At 68.6% G+C, this 19,128-nt stretch carries 19 protein-coding genes and 1 pseudogene; 4 read left to right on the top strand and 16 right to left on the bottom strand.

Translation table 11 applies throughout. The features are described 5' to 3' along the window. Positions 1 to 98: 98 nt before the first annotated feature. Positions 99 to 776, top strand: a complete 678-nt coding sequence (locus A5736_RS22790; RefSeq protein ID WP_076248757.1) for a class I SAM-dependent methyltransferase — start codon at positions 99 to 101, stop codon at positions 774 to 776. A 3-nt stretch (positions 777 to 779) separates the two neighbouring features. On the opposite strand, the gene egtE is transcribed toward A5736_RS22790, so the two are convergent. From egtE to A5736_RS22740, 10 genes are all read right to left on the bottom strand, one after another. Further along, positions 780 to 1,928 (bottom strand): ergothioneine biosynthesis PLP-dependent enzyme EgtE, encoded by a 1,149-nt coding sequence (gene egtE, locus A5736_RS22785; RefSeq protein ID WP_076248756.1) that lies wholly within the window; start codon positions 1,926 to 1,928, stop codon positions 780 to 782. Next, positions 1,925 to 2,890, bottom strand: coding sequence for an L-histidine N(alpha)-methyltransferase (gene egtD, locus A5736_RS22780; RefSeq protein ID WP_076248754.1), 966 nt, complete (start codon positions 2,888 to 2,890; stop codon positions 1,925 to 1,927). Before egtD ends, egtE begins: the two co-directional genes overlap by 4 nt. Then, positions 2,887 to 3,591, bottom strand: coding sequence for an ergothioneine biosynthesis protein EgtC (gene egtC / locus A5736_RS22775; RefSeq protein ID WP_076248752.1), 705 nt, complete (start codon positions 3,589 to 3,591; stop codon positions 2,887 to 2,889). Before egtC ends, egtD begins: the two co-directional genes overlap by 4 nt. After that, positions 3,591 to 4,901 (bottom strand): ergothioneine biosynthesis protein EgtB, encoded by a 1,311-nt coding sequence (gene egtB / locus A5736_RS22770; RefSeq protein ID WP_076248750.1) that lies wholly within the window; start codon positions 4,899 to 4,901, stop codon positions 3,591 to 3,593. Before egtB ends, egtC begins: the two co-directional genes overlap by 1 nt. After that, positions 4,898 to 6,166: an ergothioneine biosynthesis glutamate--cysteine ligase EgtA gene (egtA, locus tag A5736_RS22765; RefSeq protein ID WP_076248748.1), complete on the bottom strand. Its 1,269-nt coding sequence runs from the start codon at positions 6,164 to 6,166 to the stop codon at positions 4,898 to 4,900. The genes egtB and egtA overlap by 4 nt, the downstream gene beginning before the upstream one ends. Before the next feature lie 114 nt (positions 6,167 to 6,280). Next, positions 6,281 to 6,928: a sensor domain-containing protein gene (locus A5736_RS22760; RefSeq protein ID WP_076248747.1), complete on the bottom strand. Its 648-nt coding sequence runs from the start codon at positions 6,926 to 6,928 to the stop codon at positions 6,281 to 6,283. A gap of 20 nt (positions 6,929 to 6,948) precedes the next feature. Continuing rightward, on the bottom strand, positions 6,949 to 7,377 hold the full coding sequence (locus tag A5736_RS22755; RefSeq protein ID WP_076059501.1) for an organic hydroperoxide resistance protein: 429 nt from the start codon (positions 7,375 to 7,377) through the stop codon (positions 6,949 to 6,951). 57 nt (positions 7,378 to 7,434) lie between these two features. Further along, positions 7,435 to 7,791: a hypothetical protein gene (locus A5736_RS22750; protein ID WP_076248745.1), complete on the bottom strand. Its 357-nt coding sequence runs from the start codon at positions 7,789 to 7,791 to the stop codon at positions 7,435 to 7,437. Between the two features lie 138 nt (positions 7,792 to 7,929). Then, complete coding sequence (locus A5736_RS22745) at positions 7,930 to 8,304, bottom strand: hypothetical protein (RefSeq protein ID WP_076059498.1); 375 nt, start codon at positions 8,302 to 8,304, stop codon at positions 7,930 to 7,932. 46 nt (positions 8,305 to 8,350) lie between these two features. Beyond that, entirely contained in the window at positions 8,351 to 9,307 is a 957-nt protein-coding gene (locus A5736_RS22740; protein WP_076248743.1) for a carbon-nitrogen hydrolase family protein, read from the bottom strand. Between the two features lie 118 nt (positions 9,308 to 9,425). On the opposite strand from A5736_RS22740, the gene A5736_RS22735 reads away from it, so the two are divergent. Continuing rightward, positions 9,426 to 9,755, top strand: coding sequence for a hemophore-related protein (locus A5736_RS22735; RefSeq protein WP_076125271.1), 330 nt, complete (start codon positions 9,426 to 9,428; stop codon positions 9,753 to 9,755). Between the two features lie 2 nt (positions 9,756 to 9,757). Here A5736_RS22735 and A5736_RS22730 read toward each other — a convergent pair whose 3' ends face one another. From A5736_RS22730 to A5736_RS22710, 5 genes are all read right to left on the bottom strand, one after another. Further along, positions 9,758 to 10,888: a DUF4185 domain-containing protein gene (locus A5736_RS22730; protein ID WP_076248741.1), complete on the bottom strand. Its 1,131-nt coding sequence runs from the start codon at positions 10,886 to 10,888 to the stop codon at positions 9,758 to 9,760. Positions 10,889 to 10,895: 7 nt separating this feature from the next. Continuing rightward, a complete protein-coding gene (locus A5736_RS22725) occupies positions 10,896 to 11,930 on the bottom strand; it encodes an aspartate-semialdehyde dehydrogenase (protein WP_076248739.1) in 1,035 nt (344 codons plus the stop codon). Further along, complete coding sequence (locus tag A5736_RS22720) at positions 11,930 to 13,195, bottom strand: aspartate kinase (protein ID WP_076115624.1); 1,266 nt, start codon at positions 13,193 to 13,195, stop codon at positions 11,930 to 11,932. Before A5736_RS22720 ends, A5736_RS22725 begins: the two co-directional genes overlap by 1 nt. Positions 13,196 to 13,308: 113 nt before the next feature. Then, positions 13,309 to 14,322, bottom strand: a complete 1,014-nt coding sequence (locus A5736_RS22715; RefSeq protein WP_076248737.1) for a hypothetical protein — start codon at positions 14,320 to 14,322, stop codon at positions 13,309 to 13,311. Between the two features lie 57 nt (positions 14,323 to 14,379). Continuing rightward, the gene (locus A5736_RS22710) at positions 14,380 to 15,234 is read right to left on the bottom strand and encodes a C1 family peptidase (protein WP_083667679.1); all 855 of its coding nucleotides are present in this window, start codon (positions 15,232 to 15,234) and stop codon (positions 14,380 to 14,382) included. Positions 15,235 to 15,524: 290 nt separating this feature from the next. Here A5736_RS22710 and A5736_RS22705 point away from each other — a divergent pair, with 290 nt between their 5' ends. Both A5736_RS22705 and leuA read left to right on the top strand, forming a co-directional pair. After that, positions 15,525 to 16,745 (top strand): DUF4185 domain-containing protein, encoded by a 1,221-nt coding sequence (locus tag A5736_RS22705; protein ID WP_076248735.1) that lies wholly within the window; start codon positions 15,525 to 15,527, stop codon positions 16,743 to 16,745. An 84-nt stretch (positions 16,746 to 16,829) separates the two neighbouring features. Beyond that, positions 16,830 to 18,689, top strand: coding sequence for a 2-isopropylmalate synthase (leuA, locus tag A5736_RS22700; RefSeq protein WP_233148047.1), 1,860 nt, complete (start codon positions 16,830 to 16,832; stop codon positions 18,687 to 18,689). Positions 18,690 to 18,712: 23 nt separating this feature from the next. On the opposite strand, the pseudogene A5736_RS22695 reads toward leuA, so the two are convergent. Next, positions 18,713 to 19,128 (bottom strand): annotated as a pseudogene (locus A5736_RS22695) (DEDDh family exonuclease); the annotation flags it as partial.

The following is a 19,128-nucleotide window of genomic DNA, read 5'->3' as shown; positions in this document are numbered from 1 at the left end:
CGCGGCGCTGGCCGAGATGCTGCGCCGCTACTGCGAACACATGCACGCCAACGAGCCGGTGCACACCTGGCCGTCGCAGGCGCGCGTACGTTGGGGCTATGTGTTCTGACATCTTGGACTGGGACAGTGCATACCGCGAGCAGGGCCAGTTCCAGGGCCCGCCGCCGTGGAATATCGGTGAGCCGCAGCCCGAACTCGCGGCGCTGATGGCGGCCGGCAAGTTCCGCAGCGACGTGCTGGACGCCGGCTGCGGGTACGCCGAGCTGTCGCTGGCGCTGGCCGCCGAGGGCTACACCGTGGTCGGCGTCGACCTAACCCCCACCGCCATCGCGGCGGCCACCAAGGCGGCCGAAGAACGCGGCTTGAGCACGGCCAGCTTCGTGCAGGCCGACATCACCTCGTTCTCCGGCTACGACGGCCGGTTCAACACGGTCGTGGACAGCACGCTGTTTCACTCGCTGCCGGTCGAGGGCCGCGACGGCTACCTGAGCTCGGTGCACCGCGCGGCGGCCCCGGGCGCCGGCTACTACGTGCTGGTGTTCGCCAAGGGCGCCTTCCCCGCCGAAATGGAACCGAAGCCGAACGAGGTGGACGAGGACGAGTTGCGCGCCGCGGTGAGCAAGTACTGGGAGATCGACGACATTCGGCCCGCCTATATCCACGCGAAAGTTCCCCAGATCCCCGACGCGCCGTTCGAATTCCCGCCGCACGACCGCGACGAAAAGGGCCGGATGAAGTTTCCCGCCTACCTGCTCACGGCGCATAAGGCCGGCTAGGCCTCAAGCAGACAAAGCCGCCGTCGCGGCGTTCAGTGCCTCGGCGAAGGCGCCCAGGTCGTCGGCCGTGGTGTCCGCGTGCGGCGAGATCCGCAGCACCGGCCCCGTCAGTTCCAGCGGCGCCCGCTGCACCCCGGCGTAGGTCGTCAGGATGCGCCGTTCGCTGAGCAACCAGTCGCGCACGGCCGCTACGTCGGCGCCGCGGACCGGGGCCAAAGTGGTGATCGCACTGGGCTCCTCGACCTCCTCGATCACCGCCCACCCGGGCACGTCGGCCAGCATGGTGCGGCTGAGCGCGCCCAACTCGGCTAGCCGGGCCCGCACCGCCTCGGGGCCGCACGCCAGATGTTCCCCCAGCGCCACCGAAAACCCCACGCGCGCAGCGACATTGGCCTCACCGAATTCCAGCTGCTGGGCCACCGTCGGCGACCCCGATTTCACGGCCCACTCGGGCGCGGCCAGCCTCGGGCGCAATCGCTCCATCAGGTCGGGGCGCACGGCAAGCGCGCCCACCCCCCGCGGCCCGGCGATCCACTTGCGCGACGAGGAATAGGTGACGTCCGCGCCCACCGCGGTGTCCACGTGACCCAGCGCTTGGGCGGCGTCCACGACCAGCGGCAGGCCCAATTCGGCGCAGAGCTTCGCGACCATCGCCGCCGGCTGGACGACCCCGCTATGGCTGGCCACCGTGGTCAGGTGGACGAAATCGGGCGGGTCGTCCTCGAGGGCCAACGCCGCGTCGTCGAGTGCCACCCGGCCGTCGTCCAGGGTCGGCAGCAGCCGTCGCTCGAACCCGTGGATCTCCATCAACGCCAGGTTGGGACCGTATTCGCCGGTCAGGCAGGCCACCGCCCGGCGATCCGCGGGCCAGCCGCCGAGCAGCAGATCCAGCGCGTTCAGCGAGCCGGTGGTGTACACCACCTCGGCGTCGGGCATCCCGCTCAGCGCGGCGAACGCGGCGCGCCCGGCGTCGAGCGCGGGCGTCGCGGCCTCGGCGGCGACATACCCGCCGACTTCGGCCTCGTACCGCGCGTGCTGCGCGGTCGCGTCGATGACCGCGAAACTCTGGCGCGAACAGGCCGCACTGTCCAGGTGCAGCCCGGCCACCGGCGGGCGGGCCTCCCGCCATCGGTCGGCCAGCGAATCGCTCACTTGACGGCTAACGACAACCCGAAATCACCGGCGGCGTCGGTCCACCAGCGGATGCGACGCAGTCCCGCGCCGGCCAATTCGGTGTTCACCCCGTCGGGGCGGAACTTGCACGACACCTCGGTGAGCATTTCCTCGCCGGCCGCGAAGTCGACGGTCAGCTCCAGCGCACCGACGCGCACCCGCTGCTCACGATCGGCCCGCAGCCACATCTCGATGCGTTCCTCGCGCGCGTTCCAGCGGGCCACGTGCCGGTATGCCGCGACGTCGAAATCGGCGTCGAGTTCGCGGTTGATCACCGCGAGCACGTTGCGATTGAACGCCGCCGTCACCCCGGCCTCGTCGTCGTACGCGCGCACCAGTCGGCCGGTGTCCTTGACCAAGTCGGTGCCGAGCAGCAGGCTGTCCCCCGGTCGCATCACCGCCGACAGGGTCGCGAGGAACTCCGCGCGCGGTTCGGGTGTGAGGTTGCCGATCGTCGAGCCGAGGAAGACGAACAGGCGGCGGCCCCCGTCGGGAATTTCGGTCAGATGTTCCTCGAAATCGCCGCACACGGCTTTGATCTCGACGCCCGCGTACTCGCTCTGGATGGCGGTCGCCGCGGCCGATAGGACGCCGGCGTCGACGTCGAACGGCACGAACCTGCGCAACGACGCGCGGCCATGCAGGGCGTCCAGCAGCAGCCGGGTCTTCTCCGACGTGCCACTGCCCAGTTCGACCAACGTGTCGGCCTCGCTGGCCACCGCGATTTCGCCGGACCGGGCGCGCAGAATCTCGGCCTCGGCGCGCGTCGGGTAGTACTCGGGCAGCCGGGTGATCTGGTCGAACAGCTCACTGCCCACCGAATCGTAAAACCACTTGGGCGGCAGCGATTTCGGTGTGCGCCGCAGGCCGTCGAGCACATCGCGGCGCAGCGCGTGATGCGCCGAGTCGGCGGCGAGGTGGTTGGACAGCGACAGCGTCATCGAGATCCTTTCGGCGGGTGGTCCAGCGGGGTCATCGTGACACCCTTCGCGGTGACTTCGACCAGGTGGCGGTCCGGCACGTCCTCCCAGTCGGAGTCGTCGTCGTACGGTTCGCTGGCCAGCACCACGCCGTCGTCGCGGCGCAGGATGCACAGCGTGTCGCCCCAGGCGGTGGCGAGCAGCCGAGACCCGTTGGCGGCCAATATGTTCAGGCGCGCGAGGGGGTCTGCCGTCCCGATCTCGGCGATGGTGTCGCCCAGCGCGTCCAGCCCGCGCTCGAAGATGGTTGCCGCGAGTATCGCGCTGTCGCAGACGGATTCGGCCGACGACGTCAGCGGCAGCACGGTGCGATCGACCACCCCGTTGTGCGACAGCAGCCAGCGGCCGTTGCTGAAGGGTGCGGTCGCGCTGGCCTCGATCGGCATGCCGACCGTCGCCGAGCGGACGGCGGCCATCACGCAGTGGCTGCGCAGTACCGGCGCGACCGACTCGAACGATGCGTCACCCCACAGCGGCGCCGCGCTGCGCCAGCGCCGAGCGACGTCTCCGTCGAAAAACCCGACACCCCAACCGTCGGCGTTCATCAGGCCGTACTTTTGCCGGCGCGGCGCGTAGGACTGCACCCGCAGCCCGCACGGCGGTTCCAGCACCAGCGAGGAGACCGTGACGTCGGCCCCGAGCCAGCCGAGGTGGCGGCACATCAGCCGGAACCTCCCGCGTCGGGGGCATCCCAGGCCAGCCGGACACCGGAGAAGATCTGACGGCGGAACGGGTGATCCCAGTTGCGGAAGCTGGGCCGCAGGATGGACGGCTCCACCGCCCACGACCCGCCCCGCAGCACCCGGTAGTCGCCGTCGAAGAACGGCTGGGAATACCGCTCGTAGATCATCGGGACGAAGCCCGGCCAGGGCCGCAGCGGAGAACTGGTCCATTCCCACACATCGCCCAGCATCTGCTCGACCCCGTAGGCCGAAGCGCCGCCCGGGTATGCGCCGACGGGTGCCGGACGCAGCGCCGCGCCGCCCAGGTTGGCGAGCGTGTCCGACGGATCCTGCTCGCCCCACGGGTAGCGACGCCGGGTTTCAGTCGCGGGATCCCACGCGCAGGCCTTCTCCCATTCCGTCTCGGTGGGCAACCGGGCACCGGCCCAGGCCGCGTAGGCCTCGGCCTCGAAAAAGGTGACGTGCTGCACCGGTTCGTCGGCGGGTATCTCTTCGACGCGGCCGAATCGGGTGCGCGTTTGCGCGTCGGAGCTCCAGAATTGCGGCGCGGTCAGGCCCGCGCCCTGGCGGTGCTGCCAACCGCGCGCCGACCACCAGCGCGGCTGGTGGTAGCCACCGTCGTCGATGAAGTGTCGCCATTCGGCGTTGGTGACCGGGACCCGGCCGATCCTGAATGCCGGTACATCGACGACGTGGGCGGGACGTTCGTTGTCCAATGAGTAGGGCTCGGCGGCGGCATCCACGCCCTGCACGAACGGTCCGGCGGGAATCAGCACCGACGTCCCGGCCAACCCCGGCCGACCCGCGGGCAGGGTGGACGTATCGGGCAGCAGCGGCGCGCCGGTGCGCAGGTTCAGGGCCTGCAGCATGGTTTCGTCGTGCTGGTTTTCGTGGCTGACCACCATCCCGTACGTGAAGGCGGCACGCTCGCCGGCGGGATCGTCGGGCAGGGCATCCAGCGCGTCCAGCGCGGCGGATCGCACTGTGCGGCAATAGGATCGGGCCCGCTCCGGGGACAGCAACGGTAGCTCGACGCGGCTGGCGCGGGAGTGTTCGAACGCGTCGTAAAGCCCCTCTACCGCGGGGGGCAGCATGCCCGGCCGGCGCGGGTCCCCGCCGCGCAACAGCCACAGCTCTTCTTGCTGACCGATGTGCGCCAGGTCCCACACCAGTGGGCTCATCAACGGGTCGTACTGGCGGCACAGCTCGGCGTCGTCGAAATCGGTGAGCCGCAACGTCCGGGTCCGCGCCCGGGTCAGATCGTCGGCAAGCCTCTCCCGGGAAGTCACGGGCCCCCTTGCGCTCGCGCGGCCCGCGAGACCTCGGCCGCGATGCCGTGCTCGATCACCTGGTCCGAGAAGTCGTCCCCGGGACATCGGCCCCGCTCGACGCTGCGAATCAAGCGCGCCATCGCGTCGGTCAGCTCCGGGGGAGCCTGCTCGGCGGCGGCGGCCACGCACCGATTGGCGGCCTCGTACAGTCGCCGGTCGCGCAGGCCGGCCTGGGCGGCGGTGTCCCAGGCGGTGGCGACCGGTTCGACGGCCTCGGCCGCGATATCGGCGGCGACCGGGTGGTCGAGCAGGGTCACCAGGGTGAACACGACAGCGGGCCAGAAGGCGTCCGGCACGCTGTCGAGGTAGCGGATTTCCAGCCACCGCCTGGGGCGGACCGGCGGAAACAGCGTGGTCAGGTGGTATTCCAGGTCGGCGATGGTGGGGCGGCGATCCCCCAGCAGCACCCGGCCGTCCACCCAGTCGGCGAAGGGCACCCAGCTCGTGACCGGCACCGCCTCCGGCGTGTGCACCAGCATCACGGGCGCCTTCAGCGCGTAACGCGCCCAGTCGGTGCCGGGTTCGTCGCCGCTGGCACCCAGGATCGGCCCACAGCGGGCCGAGTCCATCTGTCCCCACACGCGCTGCCGGCTGGAGACCCAACCGGTGAACTCGCCGCCCAGCATCGGCGAATTGGCCGCGATCGCGATCATCGTCGGCCCCAGGGCATGCGCCAGCCGCACGCGGGCGGCCCACCCCTCCTTGGGCCCAGCGTCCAGATTGACCTGAATCGAGGCGGTGGAGGTCATCATCGCCGCGCCCGCGGACCCGGATTCGCTGGCGGCGAAGAACTCTTCCATGGCGCGGTAACGCGTGCCGGGGTTGATGCGCTCGGGCGGCCGCAGCGGATCCGTGCCGAGGAATACCAGGCCCAGCCCGGCGTCGGCGAAGGCCGGCCGAAGCACGGCCTGGTCGCGGCGCATCGCGTCGAGGGCCGCCAGCACGCCGTCGACGGGCGGGCCGGACAGTTCGACGGCGCCGCCCGGTTCCACGGTGACCCTGCTGCCGCCCGGCAGTGCCGGCAGCCGCTCGATGACGTCGGTGATCTCCGCCCAGCTCGGCCGGCGGAAGGGATCGGCCGGGTCGTGGCAGTGTGCTTCCATTTCCAGCCCGACGGACCCGAGGGGTGCATCCGCCAGACAGCCCTCGGCGATGTATTGCGCGGCGGCCGTGGAACTGGCCATCTCGGCTTCGAGCGCGGCGGAAGTGGCGGCGAACGTCATATCACGATCCCTCCGCGCCCGGCCATGGATCGCCGAGCGCCCTGTTCGCGGCTATCGGGACGATAGCCACCGTCACTTCATCTTCCAGATCGCCCCGACATATTCCCGGCCCGCTTACTGACCCAGCGCGTTCTGCATGGCCCCGGCCAGCACGTTGACGGCGGGCCCGCCGTTGCCAGATTGGCAGACCTTCGCCTGCAGCAACACGTTTTCGCGCAGCCGGGTTTGATCGAAGCAGCGCCGATCGGTACCCGCTTCCTGCTTGGTCCAGTTGGCGTCGGTGCCGGTGGCCGGCCCGCCGTCGAACGACCACACCTGGGTGGAGCCGTTGTCCAAATGCATGGCGGTCGTCTGTCCCGAGCAACCGACGGTTCGGTCCACCACGCGATGGAACGCCCGGGACGCGGCGTCGTTGTTCGCGAACACCCCGACCGCCTGCCGGACCAAGTGGGTCTGGTCGTTGGCCGACGTCTGCGTGGTGGCCCCGTTGAACGACGCCAGGTCGGGGTCGTTGTACACCTCGGGCAATCCGATGTCGGCCCAGTTGTTGCATTCCGCGACGTCGACCCAATAACCCTGGAACGGCTGGGTGAAGACCGATTCCCAGCCCATCGGCCCGCCGACGATGTTGCCGACGGACCCCTTGCCGAGCACCGCGTAGGAGACCACCCCGGGTTCCGACGGGTGGGCGCTTGCCACCGGGATCGCCGGCGCGGCGCCCACGGTCACGGCGATCGTCGCCGCCGCGGCGCAGATCCGCATGCTCCGATCCAATGGCCCGGCTAGACCTTGGCGGAGACGTCGACGTCGACGTTGCCGCGCGTGGCCTTGGAGTACGGGCACACCTGATGCGCCTGCTCCACCAAATCGTCGGCGACGCTTTGTTCCACGCCGGGCAGGTGGCCGACGATCTTGCCCGTCAGCCCGAATCCGCCCGCGGAATCCTTTCCGAAGCCGATTTCGACGCTGACGCTGGTGGCGTCGTCCAGCGTGACCTTTGACTTGCCGGCGACCAGGCGCAGCGCGCCCAGGAAGCAGGCCGCATACCCGGCGGCGAACAACTGCTCGGGATTGGTGCCTTCGCCGCTGCCGCCCATCGCCTTCGGCGGCCGGGTTTCCAGGTCGATCCGGCCGTCGTCGGACTTCACGTGGCCGTCGCGGCCGCCGCCGGTCGCAGTGGATTCCGTGGTGTAAACGACTTCAATGGTCATGGGTCTCGATCATGCCAGGACCGCTGCCCGGCGGCGAATGTCGTTGCACCCCAGATATCAGGGCCGCGGAGTGCCTTGCGTGTTCGGGGCCGGCGCGGGGGCACTGGTGGTCGGCGACTGCGCGGGACCACTCGGGGCACCGGGTCCATATCCCCACGGCCCGCCCCACGGCGGGCCACCGGGTCCGCCGGGGCCGCCGGGGCCGTACATCATCCCGTGGTGGTGGTGACCGCAGTGATGGTTGTACCCGACGACCATGGCGCCGGCGAAAAACACGGTGGCGAGGATGAAGACGACCCCGGCAACGATCACCACCCATGCCGCGGCCACAAAGAGCGCGGGCGGCTTGACCCTTGGCGGCGGAGCTGCGGCGGCGGAAGTCGGCTGAGTTGATGGTTCAGGTGTTTCGCTCATGCCTCGATCCTGCCCTCTGCCCGTTACGACGGGTAGCCCGGCGCTCGAGGGAGCGCCGGGCTACTTGGTATTCAGTTGGCGGCCCGCCGGGGTCCTCCTATCACCCCGTGAGCACGTGGACGGTGTGGAACTCTCCCCCTACGGCGTCCGCGACGGAGCTACCGACGACGGAACCTGGCTGGGGCCGGGAGCGCCGGGCGTCACAGCTCCGGGTGCGGGTGCCGGTGCACCTGGAGCGTTCGCGCCGGGTCCGCCACCGGGACCGCCGGGGCCGAATCGGTGCATCATCGCGTGGTGCTTGTGGTGGTGATGGTGGTGGTGACCGCCGTGATGCCCCAGCGCCATCCCCGTGAAGAAGATGACCGAGACGATGAACACGATCCCGGCGACGATGGCGACCCAGGCCGCCGCGATAAAGACCCGGGGGGTCCGGTAGAGCGCCGGCTCGGTGGCCGCCGCCGGTGCAGTTGCGGTGGAACTCCGCACAGTGGGGGTTTCAGGTGTTTCACTCATGAGACACATGATGCGGGGGTAAACAATGGTTGCGGCTATGCGTTAGTTAAGTACCAGCTATGAGCTGAAACCCTGGTTGAGCAGCCACATGACGGCGGTAGTAGCGCCTGCCATGCAGTCGCTGGTAGTTCCACGTTACGGCCGGCAGGGCCCCCCGGCGATGCAGCCAAAAGCCTTTCGGCGGTTGTGCTTTCGGTGCTCGACGGCCGATCACGATATCGGCGACGACGACGCCCGCGCCCTCGTCGGCGGCGCGGGACGCGAGCACCGTACCGTCGGCGGCGACGATCATGGTTGCGCCTTCGAATCGGCCGCTGTAATCGATTGGCAGCCAAGGCATCCGGCATCGCAGTGCGCCGGCGTGCGCCGCATGGAGCACCGGCGCGCCTACATAGGCGGCGAAGGACTCGGCCGCGTGCTGCGCGGTTGCCGCGTTCCGGGTTTCCATGCGGCGGAAGATCGGCGACGGGCGCCAGCGGGGGACCGACCACCAGCCCGACCCCGTCATGGCCAGGTCGATGCGCCCGCGGAGCCGGTGCACCGTCTGCGTGCGCATGAGCTCCCAGCACATGGCGGCGCCCACGGTGAACTCGCCGGCCGGGATAATTCCGTCGTCGTGGCCGCCGATGTAGAACGAGTTCTCCCACATGGTGGGCAAGTCCTTGTCGTGACGACCGGCTACGCCCTCCGCGGTCACCAGCAAGTAGGCATTGCGCACGTGCCCGTCGGTATCCCTGGCCAAGAACGACCCGCCGATCATGGCGCCGTGGCGCCGGGCCAGGCCCAACAGCAGTTCGGTGGCCTCGCCGTCCGGGGGCAGGGCGGCATCGGCGAGTTCGGGCAGAAAGCCGATGCCGGTGGTGAAGAACTCCGGCAGGGCGATCACGGTGGCGCCCGCGGCTGCGGCCTCGTCGACCAGGCGCTCGACGGCGGCGAGGTTGGCGCCGACGTCGGCGGGCACGGCGAATAATTGGACGGCGGCGGCGCGCTGGCTTCTATCCATGTATCGATGCTCACCCGGCGGGCGGAATGACAGCAAGGACAATGTAGCGACGATTTCCGCCACCCAATGACGCGAGCCGATTAGTGTTGATGCGATCAGTTGGAGGGAGGGAGTCCACATGATCAAACTGTTGGCCGGAATGGGTCTAGTGGTTGGCAGCCTGGCAGTGTCGTTGACCGCTGGGGTCGCATCCGCGGATCCCGATCTGGGGTCGGCCGTCAACACGACCTGCAATTACCAGCAAGTCGCCGCGGCGCTGAATGCTCAAGATCCGCAGTATGTCTCGATGTTGAACTCATCGCCGCAAATGCAGGCCGGGTTGCGCCGGTTTCTCGCCGCGCCGCCGCCTGAACGCCAGCGGTTGGCGCAGCTGACGGTGAGCAACCCTGAGAATCAACCGTTAATACCGATCCTTAAAACGGCTTTCGACACCTGCAATAACTTCTGAGCTCACTCCGGCTTGAACGGGTTCACCGCGAACTGAATCACCCGGTACGGCGCGCTCACCCGCGCTCGCGTGTCCCACTGGCTGACGAAAATTCGAAGCTCATCGAGGGTGGAACCGGGCGAGATGTACCCGCCATACGGTTGCGCGAGCCGGTTGTCGTAGGGGGGCGGCAGGCTTTCCGCCGGCTCGGGCCACTCGTCGTGCTGCACCACCGTCGTCACCGGCGCGGTGCCCAGCTGCGTCGGGTCGCTGGCCACCCGGACCTCCATGTTTCCCGTGCTGGCATTGAAATACGACAGCACCGCCTTGCCGTCGATCTGCCGGATGCACATCTCGCCCACCTGGTCGGGCCACAGCGGTGTCGGCGGCTTGTTCCACCCGCCGTCGGGTCCGGCCGCCCAGCCCTGCCACCGGGACCGGTCGGTGAACGCCTGCGGCGTGGCCCGATACAGCACCACCGGGCGGCGGCGGGTGAAGCTGTTGGCGACGATGTACACCCACCCGCTCGGCGAATCGGGCGTGGGGACCGGGTCGTAGTACCCGCTGATCTGCGTCTGCGAGCCGTCCTGATACAAAGCGACGCGCCGGGAGCCTGGGACCGTCTGCCAGCCGGCGCGCACCGGTTCGGCCGCGACCAGCCGGGAGTTCTGCGGCTCCAGGTCGTGCGTAGTGGTCACCATCAGGTAGTTGCGGCGGTTGATCTCCACCACCCCGGCGGGCAGCTGCGAGTCCCCCGGCGGCGTCGGATCGGCCAACAGCGGCGTATTGATTCCGGTGACGCCGGTGTAGCGGACCCCGGCGGGATCGTCGACCGACGCGGTGTCGACGCGCAACGCGACCGGCGAGTACCAGCCACCGAAGCCGACGCCCTGGCCGGCGAAGCTGTCGCCGCACACCTGCAGCAGCTCGGTAGGGAACGCGACGAAGTCGCACAAATCGGTGGCCCCGATGCCGTAGTCGCGGGTGGGGGTCCCGGTGCCGGCCGTCGGGCCGATTCGCAGCACCTGACCCGGGGCCAGCGGCTGCAGCACCGGCTCGGGCTCTGGAGCCGGCGGATCGGCGTGGGCAAGCCAAACAGGCTGGGGCGCAACCAAACACAAAACGCTTAGCAGGGCGGCCCGGGCCGAACTCACCCGGGAACTATAGTTCGGCGGCGAGCAGCTCGGCGATCTGGATGGTGTTCAGCGCCGCGCCCTTGCGCAGATTGTCGCCCGAGACGAACAGCGCCAGCCCCCGCCCGTCCGGGACGCCGGGGTCCTGCCGGATCCGGCCGACCAGCGATTCGTCGACGCCAGCAGCGGCCAGCGGCGTCGGGACGTCGACCAGCTTTACGCCCGGGGCGCCGTCGAGCAGCTCCCGCGCGCGCTCCGGCGACAGCGGCCGCGCGAATTCGGCGTTGATCGACAGCGAGTGCCCGGTGAACACCGGAACCCGCACGCACGTGCCGCTGACCAGCAGTTCGGGGATGCCCAGGATCTTGCGGCTCTCGTGGCGTAGCTTCTGGTCCTCGTCGGTCTCCCCGGATCCGTCGTCCACCAGCGATCCGGCCAGCGGCACCACGTTGAACGCGATCGGTGCGACGTAGGTCTTGGGCGCCGGGAACTCGATCGCGCCGCCGTCGTGCACCAGTTCCTCGGCCTCGCCGACTACCGCGCGCGCCTGCGTCGCGAGCTCCTCGACGCCGGCCAACCCGCTGCCCGACACCGCCTGGTAGCTCGAGACCACCAGGCGCACCAGCTGGGCCTCGTCGTGCAGCACCTTGAGCACCGGCATCGCGGCCATGGTGGTGCAGTTCGGGTTGGCGATGATGCCCTTGGGCCGGTTGACGGCATCGCGGGCGAAGTTGACCTCCGACACGACCAGCGGCACGTCGGGGTCCTTGCGCCACGCCGACGAGTTGTCGATCACCGTGACACCGGCGGCGGCGAATCGCGGCGCCTGCACCAGCGACATCGTCTTGCCGGCGGAGAACAGCGCAATGTCGAGGCCGCTCGGGTCCGCCGTCGCGGCGTCCTCGACCTCGATCTCCTGACCGCGGAAGGGGAGCTTGCGGCCCTGCGAGCGCGACGACGCGAAGAACCGCACCGACGTCGCGGGAAAATCCCGCTCGTCGAGCAGCCTGCGCATCACCTGACCCACCTGACCGGTGGCACCCACGACACCGAGCGCGACCATCAGCGACCCGTCCCCGCGTACACCCTTGCCTCCTCGTCGCCGCCCAGCCCGAACGCCTCATGCAACGCCACGACGGCCTTGTCCAGTTCCGTGTCGCGGCACAGCACCGAGATGCGGATCTCGGACGTCGAAATCAGCTCGATGTTGACGCCCACCTGGGCCAGCGCCTCACAGAAGGTCGCCGTGACGCCGGGATGGCTGCGCATGCCGGCCCCGATCAGCGACACCTTGCCGATGTGGTCGTCGTAGAGCAGCTGGGAAAAGCCGATCTCCTCCTGCAGGGCGTCCAGCTTCGCGACCGCCGTTGGGCCGCTGTCGCGGGAGCAGGTGAAGGTGATGTCGGTCTTGCCGTCCTCGATCTTGGAGACGTTCTGCAGCACCATGTCGATGTTCACGTCGGCGTCGGCGACGGCCCGGAACACCCGGGCCGCGTACCCGGGGATGTCGGGTATGCCGACGACGGTCACCTTGGCCTCGCTACGGTCGTGCGCGACTCCGGTCAGGATGGGGTCTTCCATGGCTATGTCCTTGATCGATCCGACGACGACGGTGCCTTCTTTGTCCGAGTACGACGACCGGACATGCACCGGAATGTTGTAGCGGCGTGCGTATTCCACGCAGCGCAGCATCAAGACCTTGGCCCCGCAGGCGGCCAGCTCGAGCATCTCCTCGAACGTAACCGTGTCGAGCTTGCGGGCCTTGTGCACGATTCGCGGGTCCGCGCTGAAGATGCCGTCGACGTCGGTGTAGATCTCGCAGACGTCGGCGCCCAGCGCGGCGGCCAACGCGACCGCCGTGGTGTCCGAACCGCCACGGCCGAGCGTGGTGACGTCCCGGGTGTCCTGGCTGACCCCCTGAAACCCGGCTACCAAAACGATCCGGCCCTCGTCGAGTGCCGACTGCAGCCGCGTCGGCGTGACGTCGATGATCTTCGCGTTGCCGTGGGTGCCGGTGGTGATGACGCCCGCCTGCGACCCGGTGAACGACCGGGCGTGCGCGCCGAGCGATTCGATGGCCATGGCCACCAGCGCGTTGGAGATGCGTTCACCGGCCGTCAGCAGCATGTCGAGTTCCCGGGGCGGCGGGACGGGGCACACCTGCTGAGCCAGGTCCAGCAGGTCGTCGGTGGTGTCACCCATCGCGGAGACCACCACGACGACGTCGTTGCCCTGTTTCTTGGTCTCGACGATGCGTTCGGCGACGCGACGGATCCGGTCGGCGTCGGCCACCGAGGATCCGCCGTACTTCTGCACGACGAGCGCCACTGTTGTTCTTTCGGTCCGGAAGGTGATCGGAGGTCCAAAACAGAATACGTGTGGCGGCGCCTCATTTTTTCCGCTGTCGATTCCGCTGCCTCAGCGACCGGGCCGCGAAGCCCTCAGTTGAGGTTGGCGATTACCGCCCACGTGGCGATGGCCGAGCCCAGGGACGTCCAGTAGCCGTAGCGTTTGTAGATCTCGGTGGCCCAGCGCGCCTGGGCTTCGAGGTCGCCGATGTCGGCAGAGACCTGCGGGTCGCTGGCATTGCGAATCGAGCACCACTGGGGCGGGTCCGCAAGATCGGCGAGGGCCAGCGGCAATGTGGCATCGTCCATCTCCTCCGTCCGGGCGCCGGGGTAGTTGTGCACGATCCCGAACGAGTCGCTGGTGTTGGCGAAGCCGAAGTAGTCGACGGTTTCCACCCCGCCCAAGGGACCGCCAAAGGTCAGCCTCGGCGGGCGGGTGACCAGCGGATGCAGCCGTCCCGCGTTCGGGGCCACCAGGGCATCGAAGGCGGACGCGTGCCCGCCGCCCCACAGCCCCGGCCCGGTGAAGAGTCGCTGGGCCCAGGGCTTGTCCTTGAATGCCTTGGCGCAGTTGAACTTGGCGTTGGTGACGACGAAGACGTCGCCGAGCTGGGTGGCCGTCCCGATGCCTCCCGCGGTTCCGGTGGTGATGACCAGCTTCGGCCGGGCTTCGCTCACCATTTGCCGCCACAGCGCCACGATCGGCGCCGAAACGGCGTCGGTGGCCAGGTGCAGCTCCGACTTCACCGCCAGCGCGTCGACGTTGCCGATCCGGACCCGGGCCACATAGCCCAGGCAGCCGGCCTCGCGGGCCGGCGAACGCGCCGTGAGCTCGGTCTGGAAGCTCTCCCAGCGATGGGCGTAGGGCATCCAGCTCGCCCGCGGCATTCCCGGGGTCAGCACGTCAGCGAGGGCCTGCCCCTCGGCCGCCGTCCAGGTCACCACCAGGACGTCGCAGGACGGCAGCGGCGCGTCGGCCGGCCGGCCATAGGGGGCGCCGCGCGGCGCCAGCCCATCCGGCCACGGGATGGGGGCGGGCGCCTCGTGGGGCACCCGGTACGTGATGCGTTCGAGGAGGAGATCGTTGCTTACCTGTGCTATCGACATGGCCGGAGTTCCCTTCGAGCTGCTGCATCACGTCCGGGTGCGTTGTGCGGTGAGGTGCTACGGCGAAACCATCTGGATCGCCCAGAAGTCGCTCGCCAAGTGCGCCCCGTTGATGGGCGAGCTATCGGAGCTGGCCTTGGAACCGGTCAGATACTCGTAGGGCAGGTAGAAGTAGCCGTGGTCGCCCCACGACGGTCCCCACGAGTTGCGAACGATCAAGTGGCTCTTGGGATCCGAGTAGCCGACGGCGACTACGGCATGGCCGCCGACCGTGGCCTCACCCCGTTTGGGCATGGGCACCACACCCGTTTGAGCGACGGGCTGCGATTCGAAACTCTGGTACACGGTAAACCCGAAAACGACGGGCAGATTCGAGGCGATCGCATCCTTGAGGTCTCCCAACGTCTGGATCGCCTCGTATTGCACCGCCTTGTCCTTCTTGGCGGCAACGTAGCAACGCTTCGGCGGTTTCACCGTGAACACACCGATGTCGTACGGCCACAACGTTTCCGGGCAAACGCCCTCGCGGTTCACTACCTTGATGCCGTCCCTGATGACCGCGCCCGAGTCGCTGGACACGGTTCCTTCGAGCGCGCGTTCGTTGTAGTAGATGAACAACCGCGAAGGGACAAAATCGGATAGGCCCTGCCGATCCCGCTCGTACTCCATCGCGGCGGCGATGGCGTTTCCGGTGCACGATCCGAGCTGTCCCTGGTCGTAGACCGCTGGCATCGACGGACGCAGGTCGTACTCGCTGGGCGGTAGGTCCCTGAGCCTGGCGGTGTACACCATGTCGCGCGCATCCGGGAGCTGTGGGCGCCAGCCGAAACCGCGAACGTGACTCCAGTCTTGTGCCTGCGCGTCGCCTTTGACGCGGCTTTTGACGTGGCTGGTCTCTTGCAAAGTGGTCATTGCAACCTCCAAATCTCCTGTGGTGCGTCGACCGTAGGAGCCCAGACCTAGGGACGGCATGCGTAGTGCACCACCTGATTTCTCGGCCAACTACGCCATCCCGACGAGTAGGCCCCGCGCCGAGTTCGGTCGAGCAGGCCGGTCGGCGGATCGCCGAGGAAGACACAGGTAGCCCGCTACTCGTGCCCCCGGTGGCAGGTCCTCCGCATTGTTGGGAGTAAAGACGTTGTGGGAGTCGTCGTCGAATCCGAGGGGTGCGACGACTCGGCCGGGACGCTAGCGGAGGAGCGATGCACGAGGCGGCGTTGCGCAAACAGGTGCTGCGGAGAGTCCGCTCGGGCGAGAAGGTGTCCACGATTGCGGCCAACAGCGGCGTCAGCGCCTCCACGGTATATAGGTGGAAGCGCGAAAGTGGCTGTGTCGCAACGAAACCGCGCGCCGCACTGTCGTCGGCCGAGGGCTACGTGGGGGACATCACCGGCCCGGGCATCACCGACACGTGGGGTGTTACCTGCACCGACCTGGGCGTTTGCGCGGTGGCGCCCAACGGCAAGCTGGTATCGGTGTTCGGGGATACCTTCTCGGGCCGCACCGTTGGACAGGGTGATTGGCGCGCTCCGGTCGCGCTGGTCGGCAGCGGGGACGCCAACGATCAGATCCGCTATGAGTACGCGGGCGGCGCCGACCCGAACTATGCGCGGCAGTTGTGGCCCTACGTCCACGACGGCGCGCCGTGGGACCGGGGCGGGATCAGCACCGTGATTCCGTCCGACGTCCTGGTCGTCGGGCAGACGATGTACCTGCATGCCATCGTCAACCGCGGCTTCGGGAACGTGATCTGGACCGGGATCTGGGCCTCCGTGGATAACGGCGTCAGCTGGCGGCGGATGGGCGCCCGGGCAAGGTTTCCCGCATCGCTGCACAACGGCTGCGCGCAGCTGTGGTCGTGGGACTACAACCCCGACGACGGCTGGGTGTACGTCGTTTCCACGGGGTTCCAGCGAGACAAGGGCGTAATCCTGCGCCGCGTGCGTCCGGGCGATATCGGCGACAGGACCAAATACTCCGGCTGGGGCTGGGCCGACAACCAGTGGGCGTGGGGCAACGCACCCACGCCCATCACGCCGCCGGCCGAAACGTGGGGCGAGCTGACCTTGCGCAGGCTCGATACCGGCACCTGGATCCTGGGCGGCTTCCTGTCCTCGGGATACGCATTGGGGTACCGCACGATCGACTCGCCGACCGCCAATCTGTACGAAGCCGAGGTCCAGACGCCGGTGGTCGGGACAACCTGGGACGCCCAAGACCTCGCGGCCAATAAGGTCGCCCAACTGTACGGCGGATATGTTCTGCCCGGCTCACGGCTGGACGTTCAGGGCGGCGTCGGCCTGGTGGTGTCGCAGTGGAACACCGCGACGGGGTGGCCGTACCGGACGATGCAGTTCAGGGTCACACTCAAGGACACCACGGCCCACGACGCTCGATTTCGGTCGCCGGGCCGAGCGCGGTAGAGTGCTCTACGTGCAGCGGGTGCTCCTCCTCGGACGCCGCGACGGGGTCTGATCCAGACCGGCTTCCCGTCGCGGGCGTTCGCGATGCGCCGGTCTGAGGTTCCTTCTGACACCCCCGGAGCAACTACCGTGACAAGTTTTTCCCAGCCTTCCGGTCCCGACGCCTATACGTCGGCGCGGACCGTCGTCCAACCCGCGGGCCCACCCGCACCCGGTCAGCCCGTGTGGAATCCCCAACGTGGTTCGTCGATGCCGATCAATCGGTACCGACCGTTCTTCGAGGAGGTCGAGCCCATTCGGCTCGCCGACCGCAGCTGGCCCGACCGCGTCACCGACACCGCACCGCTGTGGTGCGCGGTGGATCTGCGCGACGGCAACCAGGCGCTGATCGACCCGATGAGCCCGGCCCGCAAGCGCCGCATGTTCGACCTGCTGGTGCGCATGGGCTACAAGGAGATCGAGGTCGGGTTCCCGTCGGCCAGCCAGACCGATTTCGACTTCGTCCGCGAAATCATCACCGCCGGCGCCGTTCCCGACGACGTCACCATCCAGGTGCTGACCCAGTGCCGACCGGAACTGATCGAGCGCACGTTCGAGGCGTGCGAGGGCGCGTCGCGGGCCATCGTGCACTTCTACAACTCGACGTCAATCCTGCAGCGGCGCGTGGTCTTTCGCGCCGACCGCGCCGCGGTGCAGGCCATCGCGACCGACGGCGCGCGCAAGTGCGTCGAGCAGGCCGCCAAATACCCGGGCACCCAGTGGCGGTTCGAGTATTCGCCGGAGTCCTACACCGGCACCGAACTCGAGTACGCCAAGGATGTGTGCGACGCCGTCGGCGAAATCATCGGACCCACACCGGACAACCCGATCATCTTCAACCTGCCCGCCACCGTGGAGATGGCGACGCCCAACGTCTACGCCGACTCGATCGAGTGGATGAGCCGCAACCTGGCCAACCGCGAGTCCGTCATCCTGAGCCTGCATCCGCACAACGACCGCGGAACCGCAGTCGCCGCAGCCGAATTGGGCTATCAGGCCGGCGCGGACCGCATCGAGGGCTGCCTGTTCGGCAACGGGGAACGGACCGGCAACGTGTGCCTGGTGACGCTCGGGCTGAACCTGTTCTCCCGCGGCGTGGACCCGCAGATCGACTTCTCCAACATCGACGAGATCCGCCGCACGGTGGAGTACTGCAACCAGCTGCCGGTGCACGAGCGTCACCCCTACGGCGGGGACCTGGTGTACACCGCGTTCTCCGGCAGCCATCAGGACGCCATCAACAAGGGCCTGGACCAGATGAAGATCGACGCGGACGAAGCGGACTCCGACGTCGAGGACATGCTCTGGCAGGTGCCGTATCTGCCGATCGACCCGAAGGACGTCGGGCGTACCTACGAGGCGGTGATCCGGGTCAACTCGCAGTCCGGCAAGGGCGGGGTGGCCTACATCATGAAGGCGGACCACGGCCTGGCCCTGCCGCGGCGGCTGCAGATCGAGTTCTCCCAAGTGATCCAGAAGATCGCCGACGGCGAGGGCGGTGAGGTCTCGCCGAAGGAGATGTGGGACGCGTTCTCCGAGGAGTACCTGGCACCGGTGCGGCCGCTGGAGCGGATGAAGCAGCGAGTCGACACCTCCGAGGAGGACGGCGGTCCGACCAGCATCGCCGCGACCGTCAAGATCAACGGGGTCGAGACCGAGATCACCGGCGTCGGCAACGGCCCGCTGGCCGCTTTCGTCCACGCGCTGGGCAAGGTCGGGTTCGAGGTGGCCGTCCTGGACTACTCCGAGCACGCGATGAGCTCCGGCGACGACGCGCAGGCCGCGGCCTACGTCGAGGCGTCGGTCGGCGGCCGGACCGTGTGGGGTGTAGGCATCGCGCCGTCGATCACGACCGCGTCGCTGCGGGCCGTGGTGTCGGCGGTCAATCGCGCGTCTCGAAATTAACCCGCTCAGGCCGAAGAACGCGCTCAGAACAGCGCGAGCTGTTCGTCGACGGTGGTGACGTCGACGAATTCCTCCATGTTGGTGCCGCCGAGGACACCGCGCAGGGAGTCCATGAACTGCGCATCGGTCACGACGGGCACGCCCAGCTTGCGGGCCAGAAAGCCCTTGCCCTGCTCGGGTGCGACGTCGTTGCACACCACCAGCGAGGTCTCCAGGTCGACGGTGTCGCTGTAGGCCAGCCCGGCGTGCAGGATCCGCTCGACGAGTTCCTCGTGGGTCCGGCGCACCTCGGCCGCCAGCGCCACCCGCATGCCCTGCACCAGCGGCCTGCCCGGGTCGTAGGGCCCCGGGTTCAAATACGGGCAGGGCATCCGGGAAGCCAGCACCTTCAGTGGCCGCAGCTCGTCGTGGGTCACCCGGCAGTTCGGCCTGCGGCGGC

This window comes from Mycobacterium sp. SP-6446, from assembly GCF_001954045.1.
Lineage (GTDB): Bacteria > Actinomycetota > Actinomycetes > Mycobacteriales > Mycobacteriaceae > Mycobacterium.
The sequence above is the reverse complement of the archived record's forward strand: the minus strand, read 5'-3'. Positions and strand labels throughout refer to the sequence as shown.